Source organism: Pseudomonas sihuiensis, assembly GCF_900106015.1.
GTDB classification, from domain to species: domain Bacteria; phylum Pseudomonadota; class Gammaproteobacteria; order Pseudomonadales; family Pseudomonadaceae; genus Aquipseudomonas; species Aquipseudomonas sihuiensis.
In genome coordinates, this window is the sequence record NZ_LT629797.1 from 3,205,614 (window position 1) to 3,221,295 (window position 15,682).

General features: G+C 64.4%; 14 protein-coding genes and 1 pseudogene. All 15 read right to left on the minus strand.

Annotated elements, in window-relative coordinates; translation table 11 throughout:
• Positions 1 to 66: 66 nt before the first annotated feature.
• The 15 genes and pseudogenes from pcaC to catA all read right to left on the minus strand — a co-directional run bounded on the left by pcaC (position 67) and on the right by catA (position 15,677).
• Positions 67 to 462 carry a 4-carboxymuconolactone decarboxylase gene (pcaC, locus tag BLT86_RS15145; RefSeq protein ID WP_075749903.1) on the minus strand — a complete coding sequence of 132 codons (396 nt, stop codon included), beginning with the start codon at positions 460 to 462 and terminating at the stop codon, positions 67 to 69.
• A 95-nt stretch (positions 463 to 557) separates the two neighbouring features.
• Positions 558 to 1,346: a 3-oxoadipate enol-lactonase gene (gene pcaD, locus BLT86_RS15150; protein WP_092377821.1), complete on the minus strand. Its 789-nt coding sequence runs from the start codon at positions 1,344 to 1,346 to the stop codon at positions 558 to 560.
• A 9-nt stretch (positions 1,347 to 1,355) separates the two neighbouring features.
• A complete protein-coding gene (locus BLT86_RS15155; RefSeq protein WP_092377824.1) occupies positions 1,356 to 2,708 on the minus strand; it encodes a 3-carboxy-cis,cis-muconate cycloisomerase in 1,353 nt (450 codons plus the stop codon).
• A gap of 318 nt (positions 2,709 to 3,026) precedes the next feature.
• Entirely contained in the window at positions 3,027 to 4,232 is a 1,206-nt protein-coding gene (pcaF, locus tag BLT86_RS15160) for a 3-oxoadipyl-CoA thiolase (protein WP_017675540.1), read from the minus strand.
• Positions 4,229 to 5,011 carry a CoA-transferase subunit beta gene (locus tag BLT86_RS15165; RefSeq protein ID WP_092377827.1) on the minus strand — a complete coding sequence of 261 codons (783 nt, stop codon included), beginning with the start codon at positions 5,009 to 5,011 and terminating at the stop codon, positions 4,229 to 4,231. Before BLT86_RS15165 ends, pcaF begins: the two co-directional genes overlap by 4 nt.
• Positions 5,011 to 5,862, minus strand: coding sequence for a CoA transferase subunit A (locus BLT86_RS15170; protein ID WP_017675542.1), 852 nt, complete (start codon positions 5,860 to 5,862; stop codon positions 5,011 to 5,013). Before BLT86_RS15170 ends, BLT86_RS15165 begins: the two co-directional genes overlap by 1 nt.
• Before the next feature lie 121 nt (positions 5,863 to 5,983).
• Positions 5,984 to 6,379: pseudogene (locus tag BLT86_RS26455) on the minus strand (methyl-accepting chemotaxis protein); the annotation flags it as partial.
• A 635-nt stretch (positions 6,380 to 7,014) separates the two neighbouring features.
• Complete coding sequence (locus BLT86_RS15180) at positions 7,015 to 7,743, minus strand: ABC transporter ATP-binding protein (protein ID WP_017675544.1); 729 nt, start codon at positions 7,741 to 7,743, stop codon at positions 7,015 to 7,017.
• Entirely contained in the window at positions 7,743 to 8,501 is a 759-nt protein-coding gene (locus BLT86_RS15185) for an ABC transporter ATP-binding protein (RefSeq protein ID WP_017675545.1), read from the minus strand. Before BLT86_RS15185 ends, BLT86_RS15180 begins: the two co-directional genes overlap by 1 nt.
• Complete coding sequence (locus BLT86_RS15190) at positions 8,498 to 9,529, minus strand: branched-chain amino acid ABC transporter permease (protein WP_017675546.1); 1,032 nt, start codon at positions 9,527 to 9,529, stop codon at positions 8,498 to 8,500. Before BLT86_RS15190 ends, BLT86_RS15185 begins: the two co-directional genes overlap by 4 nt.
• A 22-nt stretch (positions 9,530 to 9,551) precedes the next feature.
• The gene (locus tag BLT86_RS15195) at positions 9,552 to 10,412 is read right to left on the minus strand and encodes a branched-chain amino acid ABC transporter permease (protein WP_026088448.1); all 861 of its coding nucleotides are present in this window, start codon (positions 10,410 to 10,412) and stop codon (positions 9,552 to 9,554) included.
• A 240-nt stretch (positions 10,413 to 10,652) separates the two neighbouring features.
• Positions 10,653 to 11,846, minus strand: coding sequence for an ABC transporter substrate-binding protein (locus tag BLT86_RS15200; RefSeq protein ID WP_092377830.1), 1,194 nt, complete (start codon positions 11,844 to 11,846; stop codon positions 10,653 to 10,655).
• A gap of 103 nt (positions 11,847 to 11,949) precedes the next feature.
• Complete coding sequence (locus tag BLT86_RS15205) at positions 11,950 to 13,239, minus strand: OprD family porin (RefSeq protein ID WP_092377833.1); 1,290 nt, start codon at positions 13,237 to 13,239, stop codon at positions 11,950 to 11,952.
• Between the two features lie 141 nt (positions 13,240 to 13,380).
• Positions 13,381 to 14,598, minus strand: a complete 1,218-nt coding sequence (locus BLT86_RS15210) for a benzoate/H(+) symporter BenE family transporter (protein ID WP_092377835.1) — start codon at positions 14,596 to 14,598, stop codon at positions 13,381 to 13,383.
• Between the two features lie 140 nt (positions 14,599 to 14,738).
• The gene (gene catA / locus BLT86_RS15215) at positions 14,739 to 15,677 is read right to left on the minus strand and encodes a catechol 1,2-dioxygenase (protein ID WP_092377838.1); all 939 of its coding nucleotides are present in this window, start codon (positions 15,675 to 15,677) and stop codon (positions 14,739 to 14,741) included.
• Positions 15,678 to 15,682: the final 5 nt, after the last annotated feature.

Below are 15,682 nucleotides of genomic sequence, written 5' to 3' on the forward strand. Positions count from 1 at the left end.
CGCGAAGAACCTAAAAAAGCGCCGCCCGGATGCGTGGTCCGGGCAGCGCTGTATCGCTCGTACGAATCAGTCTTCCAGCGATTCCACGCCCAATTCGTCCCAGACTTCCTCGGCCAGGTGGAAGGTGGCATTGGCCGCCGGGATGCCGCAGTAGATGGCGCTCTGCATGAGCACTTCCTTGATCTCGTCGCGGGTCACACCATTGTTCTTCGCGGCGCGCAGGTGCAGTTTCAGTTCGCCCTCGCGGTTCATGCCGATCAGCATGGCGATGGTGATCAGGCTGCGGGTATGACGTGGCAGGCCGGGACGCGTCCAGATATCGCCCCAGGCGTGACGGGTGATCATCTCCTGGAACTCGCTGTTGAACGGCGTGAGCTTGTCCAGGCTGCGGTCGACATGGGCATCGCCGAGCACCGCGCGGCGCACCTGCATGCCGGCTTCGTAGCGTTGTTTTTCGTCCATCGATCAATCCTCGAATAGGGGCGTAGGAGCGAGCTCTGCTCGCGAAGCTCTTGCGCTGTTCGCGAGCAGAGCTCGCTCCTACAGAAAAGCGGCGATCAGCTGGTTAGGAAATCCAGCAGCGCCTGGGTAAAGGCCACGCCGGCCTCGACGTTGGACAGGTGCGCGGCATGGAACTCCACCAGCTTCGCCCCCTCGATCCGCTGCTGCATAAAGCGGCCGTGCTCGGTGGTGGTGACCGGGTCGCCACTGCCGCAGAGGATCAGGGTCGGCGCGCGGATCGCGCCGAGCTGCTCACGGAAATCGGCATCGCGCACCGCCGCGCAGTTGGCGGCGTAGCCCTGCGGCGAGGTCTGCGCCAGCATGCCGACGATGGGCTCGACCTGCTGCGGCTGCGCCGCGGCGAAGCCGGCGGTGAACCAGCGCGAGATCGAGGCGTCGCGCAGATCGCGCATGGCCTGCGCGCCGCCGGCCAGCACAGTGTCGATACGCGGGTTCCACACCTCCGGCGCGCCGATCTTGGCGGCGGTGTTGCACAGCACCAGGCGCGCGATGCGCTCGGGCGCGTTGAGCGCCAGCCACTGGCCGATCAGGCCGCCCATGGACAACCCACAGAAATGCGCCTTGGCGATGCCCAGCGCATCGAGCAGGGCCAGCACGTCGCGGCCGTTCTGTTCGATGCTGTACGGGCCTTCGGTCACCAGCGAAGCGCCATGACCACGGGTGTCGTAACGCAGCACCTGGAAGTGCTGGGTGAAGGCCGCGATCTGCACGTCCCACATGTGCAGGTCGGTGCCCAGCGAGTTGGACAGCACCAGCACCGGCGCACCGGCCGGCCCTTCGAGCAGGTAGTTCAAATCGCCATCAGCGAGACGTACGGCAGGCATGAATGACTCCTAACGCGACAATTGGTTGTGTTCGGCAACGGCCCGCTCGACCCAACGGCGAGCCTGGCCCAGGTAATGCGCCGCATCGAGCAGACGATCAAGCTCGGCAGCAGAAAGTTGTGTGCTGACCTCAGCGTTGGCGCCGAGCACGGCGCGCAGGTGAACGCCCTCGCGCACGGCCTGTTTGCAGCACTGTTCGATCAGGTGATGGGCAGCATCGCGACCGATCTTCTGCGCCAGGGCGATGCTCACCGCCTCGGCCAGCACCAGCCCCTGGGTCAGCTCAAGATTGGCGCGCATACGCGCGGCATCCACCTCCAGCCCCGGCACCACCAGGAGCGCCTGCTGCAGCGCGCCGGAGACCAGGCAGCAGAGCTCCGGCAGGGTTTCCCACTCGGCGTGCCACAGGCCGAGGCTGCGCTCGTGCTCCTGCGGCATGGCGGCGAACATCGTCGCCACCAGGCCCGGCGCGCGGGTGGCGGCGCCAATCAGCACCGCGGCGCCGACCGGGTTGCGCTTGTGCGGCATGGTCGACGAGCCGCCCTTGCCCGGCGCCGAGGGTTCGAAGACTTCGCCGGCTTCGGTCTGCATCAGCAGGCTGAGGTCGCGGCCAAGCTTGCCCAGGCTGCCGGCGATCAGCCCGAGCAGGCTGGCGAACTCCACCAGGCGGTCGCGCTGGGTGTGCCAGGGCTGCTCGGGCAGGTGCAGGTGCAGCTCGGCGGCCAGCGCCTCGGCCACCGGCCAGGCCTGCGCGCCGAGCGCCGCCAGGCTGCCGGAGGCGCCGCCGAACTGCAGGCACAACAGGCGCGGCTTGAGTTCACTCAGGCGCTGACGATGGCGGGTGACGGCGCCCAGCACGCCGGCCAGCTTCATGCCCAGGGTCACCGGAGTGGCCTGCTGCAGCCAGGTGCGTCCGGCCAGCGGCGTGTCGGCATGGCGCTCGGCCTGCGCCGCCAGGGCATCGGCCAGGGTGGCGAGGTCGCTTTCGATCAGCTCGATGGCGGCGCGCAGTTGCAGTACCAGGCCGCTGTCCATGGCGTCCTGGCTGGTGGCGCCGAGGTGCACGAAGCGCTCGGCCTCGGGGCTTGCCGCAGCGATGCGCTTGCCCAGTGCCTTGACCAGCGGAATGGCGGAATTACCCGCCGTGGCGATGGCCTGGGCCAGCGCCGGGTAATCGTAGAGCTCAGCTTTACAGGCGGCCTCGATGGGCGCCACGGCCTCGGCGGGGATCAGCCCCGCATGTGCCTCGGCCCGCGCCAGCGCGGCCTCGAAGTCGAGCATGCCCTGCACCCGGCCGGCATCGCAGAAGATCGCGCGCATGGCCGGGGCGGTGAAGTAGGCATCGAAGAGTTGGTTGCTCACGAGCGAAACGCTCCTGGGAAAAATGTACGGCTAGTGTGGCATCAACCGGCGGCGCCGCGCACGGCACCGTGGGAGGGGCTTTAGCCGCGACGGCTTAAAGGCGTCGCCGCTGAAGCGCCTCCCACAAGGTTCACACCAGCCCGATGACCGGGCGTAGGGTGGGCCGGGCGGCGATCCGTTTTAGCCCCCCATGATGACAGCGCACAGTGCGTAGGGTGGGCTTCAGCCCACCGGGGGCGTCATGGTGGACTGAAGCGAATCACCATCCCTTCACGCACTATGGACATGGTGGGCTAAAGCCCACCCTACAGATGTCATTCACACCCGCTCGATGGCCAGCGCCAAACCCTGGCCCACGCCCACGCACATGGTCGCCAGACCGAGCTTGCCGCCGGTCTTCTCCAGGTGGTGAACGGCGGTGAGCACCAGGCGATTGCCGCTCATGCCCAGCGGGTGGCCGAGGGCGATGGCGCCGCCATTCGGGTTGACCTTGGCGCTATCGTCCGGCAGGCCGAGGTCGCGGGTGACGGCCAGGCCCTGGGCGGCGAAGGCTTCATTCAGCTCGATCACGTCGAACTGCTCGATGCTCAGGTTCAGCCGCGCCAGCAGCTTGCGCACCGCCGGTACCGGGCCGACGCCCATGATGCGTGGCGCCACGCCGCCGCTGGCCATACCCAGCACCTTGGCGCGCGGCTTGAGGCCGTACTTCTGAACGGCTTCGGCAGAGGCCAGGATCATCGCCGAGGCGCCGTCATTGAGGCCCGAGGCGTTGCCGGCGGTGACGGTCTTGCCTTCGCCATTGACCGGCTTGAGCTTGGCCAGGCCTTCGGCGGTGGTGTCGGCACGCGGGTGCTCGTCACGGTCGACGACGATCTCGCCCTTCTTGGTCTTGATCACTACCGGGACGATTTCCTCGGCGTAGTAACCACTCTCCTGAGCGGCCGCCGCACGCTGCTGGCTACGCAGGCCGAAGGCGTCCTGGTCGGCGCGGCTGACGCCGTAATCCTCGGCGACGTTGTCACCGGTGACCGGCATCGGATCGACGCCGTACTGTTCTTTCATCAACGGGTTGACGAAGCGCCAGCCCAGGGTGGTGTCTTCCAGCTTCTGGCCGCGGCCAAAGGCGCTGTCGGCCTTGCCCATCACGTAAGGCGCACGGGTCATCGACTCGACGCCAGCAGCGATGGCCAGCTCCATCTCGCCCGAGGCGATGGCGCGGAAGGCGGCACCGACCGCCTCCATGCCCGAAGCGCACAGGCGGTTGAGGGTCACCCCCGGCACCGTTTCCGGCAGACCGGCGAGCAGCAGCGCCATGCGCGCCACGTTGCGGTTGTCCTCGCCGGACTGGTTGGCGCAGCCCATGAACACTTCATCGACTGCCGACCAGTCGACCTGCGGGTTACGCTCGATGAGCGCCTTGAGCGGAATCGCCGCCAAGTCGTCGGCGCGCACCGCCGACAGCGCGCCATTGAGGCGACCAATCGGCGTGCGCACGGCGTCGCAGATGAATACGTCGCGGCTCATTCCTCACCCCCGGCCTGGCCATGGGCGGCGGCGGTGCGCGTTTCCAGGGCGCGCAGCGCTTCCAACTCGCTGTCGTTCGGCGCCTCGGTCACGGCCAGATTGTCGGCAAAGCGGATGGCCCAGCCGGTATTCTCGATCACCTGCTCGCGGGTCACGCCCGGGTGCATCGAGGTAACGATGAATTCGTTGCTGCCCGCTTCCGGTTCCATGATGCACAGGTCAGTGATGATGCCCACCGGGCCCTTGCCGGGCAGGCCGAGCTGCTGGCGGTGGTCGCCGCCCTCGCCGAAGCCGACCGAGGTGATGAAGGCCAGCTTGTCGACGAAGGTGCGGTGCGACTGCTTGAGGATGATCAGCACTTCCTTGGCGCTGCCAGCGATCTCCGGCGCGCCGCCGGCGCCGGGCAGGCGCACCTTGGGGTTGTGGTAGTCACCGATCACCGTGGTGTTGATATTGCCGAACTTGTCGACCTGGGCCGCGCCGAGGAAGCCGACGTCGATGCGCCCGCCCTGCAGCCAGTAACGGAAAATCTCACCAGTCGGCACTACGGTGTCAGCGGTTTCGGCCAGCTCGCCGTCACCGATGGACAGTGGCAGCACGGTCGGTTTGGCACCGATGGGGCCGGACTCGTAAATCAGCACCACTTCAGGGGCGTGGGTCAGGCGCGCCAGGTTGGCCGCCTTGGATGGCAAGCCGATGCCGACGAAGCAGACGCTGCCGTTGCCCAGGTTGCGCGCAGCCGCCACGGTCATCATTTCATTGGTGTTGAAGTCGCTCATCACTTGGCCTCCGCGTTCAATTTCGCCTGGAACTGCAGAAAATCTTCAGTGCCACGGATGTAGGTATCGATCCAGGCGGTAAAGGTTTCGCGGTCGCGCGCGATGGGGTCCCACGCTTGGTAAAAGCGGTTGTCGCGTTCGTAGTAACCGTGGGCATAAGACGGATGCGCACCACCCGGCACGACGCACACGGCGGTTAGCGCCCAGCTCGGCAATACGCAGGCGTTCATCGGTGCTTGCAGGTCATCAACGATTTCTTCGACGGTAACGATGCAACGCTGGGCCGCCAAGGCTGCCTCTTTCTGCACCCCGAGAATGCCCTGGATCAGCACGTTGCCGGCGCGGTCGGCTTTCTGCGCGTGGATGATGGTCACATCCGGGCGCACGCTCGGCACAGTGGCCAGCTGCTCGCCGGTATAAGGGCACGCGATAAATTTGATGTCTGGATTGACCTTGACCAAGTCCGAGCCTTGGTAGCCACGTAGCACCGCAAACGGCAGATTCGAGGCCCCGGCGACATAGGCATTGGCCATCGCCGCGTGGCTATGCTCGCTGATGGCCAGCGGGTGCGGCCAGCCCTTCTCGACCGCGTCGCGCAGGCGATGCAGCGAGCCCACACCGGGGTTCCCACCCCAGGAAAAAATCAGCTTTTTCGCACAACCGGCACCGATCAGCAGGTCATACACAAGGTCGGGCGTCATGCGCACCAACGTCAGGTCTTTCTTGTTCTGACGAATGATCTCGTGCGACGCCGCAGTCGGAATCAAGTGGGTAAAGCCTTCGAGGGCGATGGTATCGCCGTCGTTGACGAAGCGTTTAACCGCGTCATGCAGGGAAATAATTTCAGCCATGGTGATCTCGGTTGTTATCGGGACGTAGCAACACGCCGGGTAGAGAAAAAGTACCCGCGGACCGACACGCAAACAATCCGATAATCGACTTACTGTTCGATAATCGAACAAATCTAGACGTTCAGTCTGCCGCTTCTGCTGCCGCACACAGCGCCTGCATCTGCAGGATGCGTTCACGCTGGCCGACGAGCTGGGCGACGATGCGCAGTACGATTTCCTGGCGCGCCTTGGCCCCTGCGCGCATTTCGGCCATGGCCTGCAGGGCAGCGCTGGTGGTGTCCAGACCGTGGCGCGTAGAGTCGGTGGCATGCTGCATGCCAAGCCGCGCCTCGTCGGCCGAACGCTGCAGGTTGCCGGCGATCTGGCGGATCTGTTCGCTGGAATCGTTGGCACGCACAGCCAAGTTGCGCACCTCGTCGGCCACCACGGCAAAGCCTCGGCCGTTTTCGCCAGCACGCGCGGCCTCAATGGCCGCATTAAGCGCCAACAAGTTGGTCTGCCGGGCAATATCCTGAATGCTACTGACAATCGCCCCAATGCGCTGAGATTGCTCACCTAGGGTGTTGAACACCTCCCCCGTGCGCTGCAGATAATCGGCCAGCTCGCTGATCGACTGACTGGCCGCTTGAATGCTCTCGGCGCTGCTAGTCACCTTCTGGCCGGACTGCTGCGCCAGTTCGGTAGCAAACTGCATGTCGGCCTGACTCTGCTCGATGGCGTTAAGCAGTTCGTGTTGATGCTGGCTCAGCGCCGGGTCAAGCATAAACTGAGGCGTGGTATCCACCACAGCGGCAGGCACCACCGCCAACGCAGTCTCCTCGGGCGAAGGCGGCTGTGACCAATCGCAGTTTTGCAGCACACGCTCAATGACCCGAGGCGGCTGGGTCGAATAGAGGAAACCCGCCAGTAACGCGGGCACCACCAGCAGCAACGCAAAGCCTGGCTCCCAACTGCCACTGCCGAAAACACCTAATACGACAGTCCCCAGCACATTGCCTATCAACAACAGACTGGCCAGCGGTTTTTTCCAGTTGCGGGGAGCGCTGTCCGGGCGAAAATTATCCATATCTTCTCTACTTAGTTACACATGCAAGAAAGCCGAGCACAGGGGCCTGTGCTCGGCTGCTACCCGCGTGCGGCGCGGGGTGAGTGTTACAGGCCGATATGGGCCTGGAGGATCTCGGGCTGGCCCTTTAACGCCTGGCTGGGGCCGTCATACATCACCCGCCCCTTGACCATGATCATGCTGCGGTCAGTCAGGTCGAGCAGCACGTTGACGTTCTTGTCGACCACCAGGGTGGCGATGCCGCTGGCCTTGATCAGGCGGATCACCGCCCAGATTTCCTTGCGGATCAGCGGGGCCAGGCCTTCGGTGGCTTCGTCGAGAATCATCAGCTCGGGGTTGGTCATCAGTGCGCGGCCGATGGCGACCATCTGCTGCTCACCGCCGGAGAGGTTTCCGGTGAGGTGAGCGAAGCGCTCGCCCAGGCGCGGGAAGGTTTCCAGTACCCGCTGCAGATCCCAGTCGCGGCGACCGTCGAGTCCGGCTCGGGCAGCCATCACCAGGCTTTCGCGCACCGTCAGGTTGGGGAACATGCCCCGGCCTTCCGGCACATAGCCGATGCCACGGCGGATCACCTTGTGCGCGGCGCTGCCGGTGAGGTCTTCGCCCCTGATCCGCACCTCGCCACTGCGCGCCGGGGTCAGGCCGAGCAGCGAGCGGATGGTGGTGCTCTTGCCCACGCCGTTGCGCCCGAGCAGGGCCAGGGTTTCCCCCGGCGCGATCTGCAGGTCGATGCCATGCAGCACATGACTGTTGCCGTAATAGGTGTGCAGGCCGCGCACCTCGACCAGCGGGGTTGTTGTGGTTGGCGTACTCATCAGAATTGCTCCTCGCCGTCGCCCAGATAGGCTTCCTGCACCGCAGGGTCGTTACGCACCTGATCCAGCGGACCGCTGGCCAGCATTTGCCCGTTGACCATCACGGTCAGGGTCCTGGCGATGCTGAACACCGCGTCCATGTCGTGCTCGACCAGCACCAGCGAGTATTCGCGCGACAGCTCGGCGAGCAGTTCGACCACCCGGCTCGACTCCTCCTTGCCCATCCCGGCCATCGGCTCGTCGAGCAGCAGGAAGCTCGGTTCGGTGGCCAGCACCATGCCGATCTCCAGCTGACGCTGCTCGCCGTAGCTCATGGAGCTGGCGATGCTGTGGCCCTTGCTGCTCAGGCCGCACGCCTCCAGGGCTTTTTCCGCACGCTCGCGCACCAGCGGGTAGCTGTCGCTGCGGCGCAAGAAGCGGAACGAGTTCTTCATCCGCGACTGCGCGGCGAGCATGCAGTTTTCCAGGCAGGTAAAGCTGGGAAAGATATTGGTGCGCTGGAAGCTGCGCCCCACTCCCAGGTGCGACACCTGGTTGGGGGCCAGACCGGTGATGTCCCGGCCGTTGAAGATCACCTGGCCGGCGCAGGGGCGCAGGTGACCGGAGAGCAGATTGACCATGGTGCTCTTGCCCGCGCCGTTGGGCCCGATGATCGCGTGGATCTCGCGGGGGGCCACTTGCAGGCTGATCGCGCTGACGGCGGTCAGGCCACCGAAGGTCTTGGTCAGGTCACGGGTTTCCAGAATCAATCCGCTCATCGTTCGGCCTCCTCGTTGATGGCACCGCTCAGCGGCGCTTTCTTGGTCTTGCCCGGCTTGCGCTGCGCCAGTTGCAGCAGCAGGCCGGCGATACCCCGTGGCAGCAACAGCACCATGCAGATCACCACCACGCCCATGGGCAGTTCCCAGTGCGGGGTCATGCTGGCGAACCAGTGGTGCAGGCCCTCGAAGGCGAAGGCACCGAGAATCGGCCCGAACAGGGTGCCCATCCCGCCGAGAATCACCATCACCAGGATGTGCGCCGACATCTGCCAGCTCAGTTGGCCGGGGCTGACGAAGCCGTACTGGGTGGCCGACAGCATGCCGGCATAACCGGCGATGGTGCCGGCGATGACGAACGCCACCAGCTTGTAGAACAACGGGTTGTAGCCCATGGCGCGGACCCGTTGCTCGTTCTCCTTGATACCCAGCAACACCCGGCCGAAGGGCGCGCGCAGGAAGGTGCGCAGCAGCACGAACAACAGCCCGAGGGAAGCCAGCACCACATAGAACAGGGTGGTGCGGTTCTCCAGGTCGAGCAGTTGAACGCCGGCGATGGCGACCTCGGGTTTCATAAACAGGTAGGCACCGTCCGAACCACCGGCGAAGGACGCATCGTGGAACAGGTAATAGAGCATCTGCGAAAAGGCGATGGTCACCATGATGAAGAAGATCCCCGAGGTGCGGATGATCAGTACCCCCATCAGCAACGCGGCCAGGGCGGTGAGGCCCAGGCACACCGGCAAGGCGATCCAGATGCTCAGCGCCTCGTATTCCGGGGCGAACAGCACCAGGGCATAACCGGCCATGCCGAAGAACGCCGCCGAGGCCAGGCTGACCATGCCGCTGACGCCGACCAGCAGATCGAGGCCCAGGGCGACAATGGCCAGGATCATGATGCTGGTCAGTTGCTGGAGGAAGAAGTCGTGCTTGTCACCGGCCAGAGTTGCGCCGAACAGCGGGTAAGCGGCCATCAGCAGCAGCAACAGCGCAAGCAGCAGCTGGATCGGGCGAGGTAATGCGTGCATAAGAAAGTCCCCGAAATGGTTATTAGGCGAACAGCCCGCGTGGCTTGAACAACAGCACCACGGCCATCAGCACGTACACCGCCATGCCGGCGTATTGCGGCACCAGCACCGCGCCCCAGGTGGCGGTCAGGCCCACCAGCAAGGCCCCGAGAAAGGCCCCGCGAATCGACCCCAGGCCGCCGATCACCACCACCACGAAGGCGATGATCAGGATCTGGTTGCCCATGCCCGGATACACCGAAGACACCGGCGCGGCGATCATCCCGGCGAAAGCGGTCAGCGCCGCCCCGGCGGCGAACACCAGGGTGTAGATCACGCGGATATTGATACCCAGGCCCTGGACCATCTCGCGGTTGCTCGAACCGGCGCGGATGATCATGCCCAGGCGGGTGCGTTGCAGGATCAGGTACATGGCCAGGGCGATGGCCGCACACACGGCGGAGATGAACAGGCGGTACACCGGGTAATCGAGGGTCTCGGTCAACTGGATCGAGCCGCCGAGCAACGCCGGGATGGCCACGCTGTGCACGTCGTTGCCCCAGATGATGCTGCGCAGCGAGTCGATCACCAGGATCAGGCCGAAGGTCATCAGCACCTGGTCGAGGTGCTCGCGCCTGTACAACGCCTGGATCAGAAAGCGCTCGATCAGCACTCCCAGCAGCGCCGCCAATGGCACCGCCAGCAGGATGGCGAGAAAGAAGTTGTCGACCAGCCCGCTCAACCAGTACATCAGGTACGCGCCCACCATGTAGAGCGCACCGTGGGCCAGGTTGATGATGTGCATGATGCCGAAGATCAGGGTCAGGCCGCTGGCGATGAGAAACAGCAGCAGGCCGTACTGCAGACCGTTCATGGTCTGGATAAGAATCGTGGAAAGTTCCATCGTGCGTACCAAGGTCGGGAATGAGGCAGACCCGCCCCCTGGCCAGGACTGGACGACAAGACGGGTCGACTGAGGCGAGCCTGGCAACCGAGGGCCTGGACAAGGCATTGCGACGGGTCATGGCCGGCCATGACCAGGTGCGGCAACGCGGGATCCAGACCCCGGCAAACGAACTCGACTCAAGCAACCCGCCCCACCAGCCAAGCGTTAACGGCCAGGGCGAGGGAATAACGCTGCGGGTTAGAGCTTGCAGCCCGGCGCAGGGTCGGCCAGGGCACTGGCCGCCGTACTGACCACCACATTGGTGCCGTCACGCACCTCGCGCAGGTAGACGTTCTGCACCGGGTTATGTGCCCTGGAGAAACTCCACTCGCCCCGCGGGCTGTCGATCCTGGCCTCGGCCATGGCCGCATTCCAGGCCGCGCGGTCCCTGGTATTGCCAGCCACCTTGGCCAGCGACTGGGCCAGCAGCAAACCGGTGTCGTAACCCTGCACCGCGTAGATGTCGGCTTCCTTGCCGAACTTCTGCCGGTAGTCCTCGCGGAACTTGTGGTTCTGCGGGGTATCCAGGCTGTCTGCGTAATGCAGCGTGGTCAGCAGACCGCTGGCGGCCGCGCCCTGGGCGGCCAGGGTGCCCTCGGTGAGAAAGCCTGAGCCGAGCAGCGGGATCTTGCCCTGCAGGCCGGCCGCCGCGTAATCCTGGACGAACTTGGCCGCACCGCCACCAGCGAAGAACACGAACACCGCATCGGGTTTGAGCGCGGCGATTTCGGTCAGTTGCGACTGGAACTCGACGTCCGGGAACGGCACGTAGATTTCCTTGCTGACTTTGCCGCCGGCCTTCTCGAAACCTTCCTTGAAACCGTCCACCGATTCGGTGCCGAAACCATAGCGCCAGGCCACGGTGACGATGTTCCTGTAACCCTTGTCCACCGCCACCTGGCCCATCGGGTAGGCGGTCTGCCAGGAGGTGAACGAGGTGCGGAAGATATTCGCCGCACACAGCGGACCGGTGGCGGCATTGAAGCCGGCGTTGGGGATGATCAGCGGCACGCCGGTTTCACGGGCGACCTTGACCGCGCCCATGCCGACACCGGAATGCACCGGGCCGACCACCACGTCGACATTGGCACCGGACACCAGACGCTGCATGTTCTGCACCGCCTTGCCCGGGTTGGACTCGTCGTCGACCGTGACATATTCCACCGAACGACCGCCGAGGCTGTTGTCGTGCTGCTCGATGGCCAGTTTCAGGCCATTGGTGGTGGCCTCGCCCAATGCGGCGAAGGTGCCGGTATAGGGCAGCAGCAAACCGATTTTCACCGGCTCGGCAGCATGGCCTTGGCTGCTTATGGCAGCACTCAGGGCCAGCGCCAGGGCGCTGGTGGTGAAGGTGGTGCGGAACGAGCAAAGCATCTTGTTATTCTTTTTCATTGTTATCTCCAGCGGCGCTCTGCGGCGCAGCATGCAAGGAAAACCATCAGGATTACCGTTGTAGCTGCGACCTACCGACCTAGGGCCGGTAGGTCGGTGAGGCTTAAAGCAGGTTCCAGGTGTAATTGAAAATCAGGCGATTCTCGTCAACGTCGGTGCGGTAGTTGGAACGCGCGGTGACGTTGCGCAATTTGACGTTCAGCCCCTTGAGCGAGCCGTTCTGGACCGTGTAGCTGACATCCAGGTCGCGCTCCCACTCCTGCCCCTCAAAACCGCGCCCTGTATCGACGTTGTCGCCCTTGAGGTAGCGCACGCCGGCCACCAGGCCTGGCAGGCCCAAACCGGCGAAGTCGTAGTCATAACGCGCCTGCCATGAACGCTCGTCAGCGGCGTCAAAGGTGTAGGTGGGCACTTCGTTACCCAGCGGGCTGACGTTGGCGAACACGCGCGGCAGGCCGTCGTCACCGAACATCGCCTGGTAGCCCAGGTAAAAGGTGTTAGCGCCGTACTTGGCCGACAGCAGGGAATACACCGCTTTGTTGTCCAGCTCACCGATGAGCTTTTTACCGTCCTCGCTTGAATCGAAGTAACCGAGGCTGGCCCCCAAAACCCAATCACCTACCGGCTCACTGTGTTTAAGGCTGAAGTAGCGCTGGTTATAGATATCTTCTAATTGCGAGTACCAGGCACCCACCGTAGTGCGTTTGTCATTGAAGGCGTAATCAACACCGCTGTAATTGAAGTGATCAGCGGTGACTAACTTGCCGGCCTGACGCCGCGGCACGAAACCGACCATGGCGCCCATTTTTCCATCGCCAGCCTCATCACGCAGACTGGTGGAGTTCAACCGACCGGCTTGCAGGGTCAAACCGTCGATCTCGTTGGAGACCACCGTGGCACCTTGGTAAGTAGGCGGCAGCAGGCGGATATCACCGAAGTAAAGGATCGGCAGCACCAGTTGTTGCTCACCGAGTTTTAGCTCGGTCTTCGACACTTTGGCCTTCAGCGCCGCGCCAAAACGGCTGTAATCATCCGTCGCCCGGCCGTCATCGTTGACTGTCAACAAGCCGGTATTGATGCGATCAGGGCTGCTGTCGAGTTTGATCCCGAGCAGGCCGACAGCGTCTACGCCAAAGCCAACAGGGCCTTGGGTATAACCGGATTTGAAGTTAAGGATAAAACCCTGCGCCCACTCTTCGGCCTTGGATTGCTGACTGGGCCCAACGATGTCGGAGTAGTCGCGGCTGAAGTAGTAATTACGCGCGGTGAGGGTCGCAGTGCTGTCTTCGATAAAGCCGCCTTCGGCCGCCATAACGGTCGAGGGCAACGCCAGGGCAACAGCCAGAGACAGGGGTGCACTCAGCACACGAAGTGCAGAGGTTGGTTGTTTCATCGTTTCACTCCTTTGTAGTTGTTGTAGTGATGCAGACTTCCACCCTTGCCGGCAGCGAGGCGCGACAATTCAAACGGGTGGTCTTACCTCGCCCTGCACGGCATGCCTTGCAGGGCGAAAATAACCAATAAAATTGAACGCTTAGCGGACGGCCTCCTGTGCGCTGGCAGCCGCTGTCCGCGGCGCCTGTTTAGCGCGCCGTGAACCCAGCAAAAAGTGCGCGGCGAGACCAAACATCAGCCCCCAAAAAGCCGCCGATAGACCGAGAAACGACATGCCCGAAGCCGTTACCAGAAAGGTAATCAGCGCCGCTTCGCGGTCATCCGGCTCGGCCATGGCACTCGCCAGCGCACCAGCAATTGCGCCGAACAGCGCCAAACCAGCCAGGGCGGCGATCAACTCTTTAGGAAAGGCGGTGAACAGCGACACCAAGGTGGCGCCGAATAACCCCAACAGCAGATAGGCCAGACCGCCCACCACGCCGGCGACGTAACGCTTGGAAGGGTCTTCGTGGGCTTCGCGGCCGGTGCAGATGGCCGCCGTGATCGCGGCCAGGTTGAGGCCGTGACAGGCGAAGGGGGCCAGCAGCAGCGAACCCAGGGCGCTGCTGGCGATGATCGGGCTGGCCGGGGTCTGGTAACCGGCCCCGCGCAACACCGCCATGCCTGGCACGAACTGCCCGGTCAGCGCCACCATCACCAATGGCAAGGCGATATTCAGAGCCGCCGACAGGGTGAATTCGGGGCTGATCCACACCGGTACGGCCAGGCCGATGACCAACGCCTCCTGGCGCAGATCGCCCGTGGCGAAGGCGATCGTGCAGCCGACCAGCAACACCGCCATCACCGCGTAACGCGGCAGCAGACGCTTGACCAGCAGGTAAGTGGCGAACATCGCCAGCACCAGAAACGGCCGGCTCTGCAGCGAGACGAACAGGCCGGTGCCGAAACTGAACAGGATGCCGGCCAGCATGCCGGCGGCAATCGCCGCGGGCAGCTTGCTGATGATGCGATCGAAGGCACCGCTGATGCCGACCAGAAAGATGATCAGGCTGGCGACGATATAGGCACCGACCGCTTCGTTCAGGCTGATCTGCGGCAGCAACGACACCAGCAGCGCCGAGCCCGGTGCCGACCAGGCGATGATGATCGGCACCCGGTAACGCAGGCTGAGGACGATGCCGAGCACCGCGCTGCCAATGGAAATCGCCCAGACCCAGGACGACAGCACGGCATGCGACATCCCCGCGCTCTCGGCCGCCTGGAAGATGATCACCAGGGGGCCGGCGTAGGAAATCACGGTGGCAATGAAACCGGCCACCAGCGCGGACAGGGAGAAATCGTTGATCAAGGCTTTCATGGGGCCTCGCAAGGTATTGGCGGCGCTCCTCGGGGAGCGCTCTCGTTGTTGGCGACGACCGTAGGGGGCGCTGCGCGCACCGGATGTCCGGCCCGAAGGCCCTGGTGCGCACGGCGCACCCTACGGATCGGCGGCAGGCATCAGGCCTGTTGCAGTGCGCGCGGCCGTGCGTTGCGGCGTTCGGCCTTGGCCTGCGGGGCCTTCTGCAGTTGGAAGTCGAACGTCAGCTCGGCGAAGCGCGGGCCCTGGATGCCGCGATCACGAGCGGCGGCTTCGTCCTCGACGAACTGGATATCGCCGACCAGACCCTCGCGGGTGGCGTAGGCAAAGTCGTCCCACAGGTACTGGTCGCCGGCCAGGTTGATCTGGGTGGTCAGGTGGCGATGGCCCGGCGCGGAGATGAAGAAGTGGATATGCGCCGGACGCTGGCCGTGGCGGCCGAGCAGATCGAGGCATTCCTGGGTCGGACCCTGCGGGTCGCAGCCGTAGCCGCTGGGCACGATGCTGCGTGCGCGGTAGCGGCCCTCGGCGTCGGTGACGATGCGCCGGCGCAGGTTGTAGTCGCTCTGGCTCTGGTCGAAGTAGGAGTAGTTGCCCTTGGTGTTGGCGTGCCACAGATCGACCACCGCGCCGGCCACCGGCTTGCCTTGGGTATCGCGCACCACGCCTGCGAGGAACATCACGGTGGCGTCCGGCTCGCTGCCGTCGTCCATCCGCACCTCGCCCTCGGCCAGCGGCGCACCGGCCACGTACAGCGGGCCCTCGATGGTGCGCGGGGTGCCGCCGCTGAGGCCGGCCTCGGCGTCCTTGGCGTCCTGCAGCAGGTCGAGGAAGTGTTCCAGGCCCAGGCCCGGCACCAGCAGGCCGAACTCGCTGCGCGCGCCGAGGCGGTTGAGGTAGTCCACCGCCTGCCAGAATTCGTCGTCGCTCACTTGCAGGTCTTCGATGATCTTCGCCGCGTCGCCGACGATGCGCAGCATCAGCTGCTTGAGGCGCGGGCTGCCCTGCTCGTTGTTGAGGCCGCAGGCCTCGCGGAACAGGTTCTGCACGTCTTGGGTGTGGGAGATTTTCACGGTCATGGTGG

What these genes read in the sequence shown, in the direction of transcription:
- pcaC (WP_075749903.1), bottom strand. Translation starts at nt 462, where the DNA reads ATGGACGAAAAACAACGCTACGAAGCCGGCATGCAGGTGCGCCGCGCG.
- pcaD (WP_092377821.1), bottom strand. Translation starts at nt 1,346, where the DNA reads ATGCCTGCCGTACGTCTCGCTGATGGCGATTTGAACTACCTGCTCGAA.
- pcaF (WP_017675540.1), bottom strand. Translation starts at nt 4,232, where the DNA reads ATGAGCCGCGACGTATTCATCTGCGACGCCGTGCGCACGCCGATTGGT.
- BLT86_RS15165 (WP_092377827.1), bottom strand. Translation starts at nt 5,011, where the DNA reads ATGAGCGACTTCAACACCAATGAAATGATGACCGTGGCGGCTGCGCGC.
- BLT86_RS15170 (WP_017675542.1), bottom strand. Translation starts at nt 5,862, where the DNA reads ATGGCTGAAATTATTTCCCTGCATGACGCGGTTAAACGCTTCGTCAAC.
- BLT86_RS15180 (WP_017675544.1), bottom strand. Translation starts at nt 7,743, where the DNA reads ATGAGTACGCCAACCACAACAACCCCGCTGGTCGAGGTGCGCGGCCTG.
- BLT86_RS15185 (WP_017675545.1), bottom strand. Translation starts at nt 8,501, where the DNA reads ATGAGCGGATTGATTCTGGAAACCCGTGACCTGACCAAGACCTTCGGT.
- BLT86_RS15190 (WP_017675546.1), bottom strand. Translation starts at nt 9,529, where the DNA reads ATGCACGCATTACCTCGCCCGATCCAGCTGCTGCTTGCGCTGTTGCTG.
- BLT86_RS15195 (WP_026088448.1), bottom strand. Translation starts at nt 10,412, where the DNA reads ATGGAACTTTCCACGATTCTTATCCAGACCATGAACGGTCTGCAGTAC.
- BLT86_RS15200 (WP_092377830.1), bottom strand. Translation starts at nt 11,846, where the DNA reads ATGAAAAAGAATAACAAGATGCTTTGCTCGTTCCGCACCACCTTCACC.
- BLT86_RS15205 (WP_092377833.1), bottom strand. Translation starts at nt 13,239, where the DNA reads ATGAAACAACCAACCTCTGCACTTCGTGTGCTGAGTGCACCCCTGTCT.
- BLT86_RS15210 (WP_092377835.1), bottom strand. Translation starts at nt 14,598, where the DNA reads ATGAAAGCCTTGATCAACGATTTCTCCCTGTCCGCGCTGGTGGCCGGT.
- catA (WP_092377838.1), bottom strand. Translation starts at nt 15,677, where the DNA reads ATGACCGTGAAAATCTCCCACACCCAAGACGTGCAGAACCTGTTCCGC.